Raw genomic sequence first — 2,732 nt, forward strand, 5'->3', positions numbered from 1 at the left:
AGCGTCCTCGACCTGCTCGACGAAACCGAAGACCGGCGAAAGCACCGCCGCATCACCGGCTCCTTGCTGTCGCTGTTCGAGGCGGAATACGCACGCAGACACCGATAACCGACGGAGGCGGTAAATGGCCAAGGCTGGGCAGGACTGGGGCTGGAGAGGAGGGGATGGGCCAAGCTCTGTGCTATGCCGGCCTGTATGGGCGAGTAATTTCGACACTTTTTCGACACACGGAATGAGGCTGCCTCGCGGGTCCTGGTGCGTCCATCTGGGACCGGATCGTCTTCAGGACTCCGTGCGCTCGGTCCGTTGTCGGGAAGCGCTCTCTTTGAGTAGGATTCCTTTGATGGAATATTCCCTGGGGGTTATATTTTGTGGCGTGGGATATCGAGTACACCGACGAGTTCGGTGATTGGTGGGGTTCTCTGTCCGAGGATGAGCAGGAGTCGCTAGCTGTGACGGTTCGCTTGCTTGAGGAGCGGGGGCCATCCTTGGGGCACCCCCACAGCAGCGGCATCAATGGCTCCCGCCCTGGCCATATGAGAGAGCTACGGACTCAACACGGCGGGCGACCTTTCCGAACGCTTTACGCGTTTGACCCCAGACGCTCCGCGATACTGCCGATCGGTGGCGACAAGACTGGCGATGATCGTTGGTACGAATTGAACGTGCCCATTGCCGACCGCCTCCATGACGAACACTTGCACCAGCTCCGTGAGGAGGGACTGATCGATGGCTAAGAAATTCTCCGACCTTCGGGCGCAAATGTCGCCTGAGGCACAGGCCCGCGTCGAGGCCAAGGCCCAGGAACTGTTGGCTGAAATGCCCCTGAATGAGTTGCGCCAGGCTAGAGGCTTGTCGCAGAAGATGCTGTCTGAAGTGCTGCAGGTGCAGCAGCCGGCAATTGCCAAGATGGAGCGGCGTACGGATATGTACATCTCCACCTTGCGCAGCCACATCGAAGCCATGGGCGGCCATCTGGAAGTGATTGCACGCTTCCCGGATGGCGCGGTGAAAATCAGCAACTTCGCTGATATCGAAGAGGCGGGCGCCTAAGGAAGCTCCGAACAAGTCAGTCACACGCAACCGATTGGCGACCTGACTCCTTTTTCAGCCCAGCCTTCGGGGGCTGATTCACCCGAAGCCAGGCTTTTGCCCTGGCTTCTGTGTTTTACAGGCGTACCTCTCCTGCGCCGGCCAGCAAGTGCCGACGGGCCATCCATAGGTTCGACAGGGCGAACAGCGTCGCCAGTTGCGCGGTGTTCTTGGTCAGTCCCCCGAAGCGCACCTGCAAGGCCTGTTCGGCTACGCCTGCGAGGCTTACAAGCTTCTCGTCCGTTATGCCGTGTATGACCCGTTCTGGTCGCTGATCATACAGGACGTGAAGGTCCAGGTCGAAGCCGACCCGCTGATCGAACGCGTCGAATACCGCCGCTACCACAAGACGACCATGGGATTCTCCGGCAAGAACTGCGAGATGTTCCTGGGCCAGTTCATCTGCCTGATCGCACGGGAGCGCATCCCCGCAAAAAAGGCGATTGAGTCCGCCCACCGACTGGAGTTCTGGCACGTCATCGAAGACCACTATCTGGCCAAGGGTTGGACTCGCCGCGAGCTGGAGCAGTACATCAAGCACCTGATTTCCGACCGCTACCTCAGGCGAGGCTATGCCGTCTGATGAGCATCACCAAGCTCCCGGACGGCCTCTGGTTCGTTGACGTCGAACCGATCAAGGACAAGCGCTTCCGCAAGCGGTTCAAGACCAAGGGCGAGGCCCAGCGCTTCGAAGCCACGGTGCGGCAGAAGTGCACAGAGAACCTGGCGTGGAGCATCCAACCCAAGGATCGCCGAAGGCTCTCCGAGCTGGTGCAAGTCTGGTACGACCTGCACGGCCATTCACTGCGCGACGCGCCTCGACGACTCTTCAAGCTGCTGCAATTGGCTGCCCGATAGGGTGACCCGGTAGCGACGGCCCTGGATGCATCCTCTTACGCGAGCTTGCGGCGGAAGCGGCTGGAGGAGGGGATATCCGGGAAGACCCTGAACAACGAACTGGGATATATCCGCGCGGTGTTCAATGAGCTGAAGGTCCTGGGCCAGATCGACTACGACAACCCGCTGGCCGGGGTGAAGCTGCTCAAGCTGCAAGAGCGTGAACTGTCGTGGCTGATGACCGAGCAGATCGGCGAACTTCTCGAATCAATCCGCAGCCGTTGCGACAACCCGCATACGGAGCTGGTGACACTGCTCTGCCTGGCTACGGGGGCTAGATGGTCCGAGGCGGAAAAGCTCCCCGCGCAACGACTCCAGGGCAACGTCGTGACCTATGCGGGAACCAAGTCAGGGAAGGTTCGCCACGTACCGATTCCAGCAGAGCTGGCTGACCGGGTGAGGGCGCACTGGCGGATGCATGGTCCGTTCACGTCCTGCATCACATCCTTCCGCCGCGCCCTGGAGCGCACCACGATTCAATTACCTCAAGGCCAGGCTAGCCACGCTCTCCGGCACACCTTCGCCAGCCACTTCATGATGAATGGCGGGAACATCCTCACGCTTCAGAAGGTCCTGGGGCATTCGACGCCAGCCATGACGATGCGCTACGCTCACCTTTCACCGGAGCATCTGAAGGATGCCTTGCGGTTTGGCCCTCTCGCTACCTGGCGTGACAATTTGGTGGTGTGAATCTGTCCAGTAAGCGTCTATATGTAGTGGTCTACTGATCCCGGACACCGATT

At 60.0% G+C, this 2,732-nt stretch carries 2 protein-coding genes and 3 pseudogenes; 4 read left to right on the forward strand and 1 reads right to left on the reverse strand.

Annotated features, from left to right (window positions below; all coding sequences use genetic code 11):
* The first annotated feature begins 371 nt into the window (after nt 1–371).
* Together HMPREF2924_RS23540 and HMPREF2924_RS23545 are read left to right on the forward strand one after the other, a co-directional pair.
* Nucleotides 372–737, forward strand: a complete 366-nt coding sequence (locus HMPREF2924_RS23540) for a type II toxin-antitoxin system RelE/ParE family toxin (protein ID WP_015503432.1) — start codon at nt 372–374, stop codon at nt 735–737.
* The gene (locus HMPREF2924_RS23545; protein ID WP_004364117.1) at nt 730–1,053 is read left to right on the forward strand and encodes an XRE family transcriptional regulator; all 324 of its coding nucleotides are present in this window, start codon (nt 730–732) and stop codon (nt 1,051–1,053) included. Before HMPREF2924_RS23540 ends, HMPREF2924_RS23545 begins: the two co-directional genes overlap by 8 nt.
* Nucleotides 1,054–1,168: 115 nt before the next feature.
* Here the strand turns inward: HMPREF2924_RS23545 and HMPREF2924_RS35630 are convergent.
* Nucleotides 1,169–1,288, reverse strand: a pseudogene (locus tag HMPREF2924_RS35630) (IS5/IS1182 family transposase); the annotation flags it as partial.
* Here HMPREF2924_RS35630 and HMPREF2924_RS23555 point away from each other — a divergent pair.
* Nucleotides 1,283–1,675 (forward strand): annotated as a pseudogene (locus tag HMPREF2924_RS23555) (hypothetical protein); the annotation flags it as partial. The pseudogenes HMPREF2924_RS35630 and HMPREF2924_RS23555 sit on opposite strands and share 6 nt — an antisense overlap.
* A pseudogene (locus tag HMPREF2924_RS36575) lies at nt 1,675–2,679 on the forward strand (tyrosine-type recombinase/integrase). The pseudogenes HMPREF2924_RS23555 and HMPREF2924_RS36575, both read left to right, overlap by 1 nt.
* Nucleotides 2,680–2,732: the final 53 nt, after the last annotated feature.

This window comes from Pseudomonas sp. HMSC063H08, from assembly GCF_001813645.1.
In the GTDB taxonomy this organism is placed as follows: domain Bacteria; phylum Pseudomonadota; class Gammaproteobacteria; order Pseudomonadales; family Pseudomonadaceae; genus Pseudomonas; species Pseudomonas aeruginosa.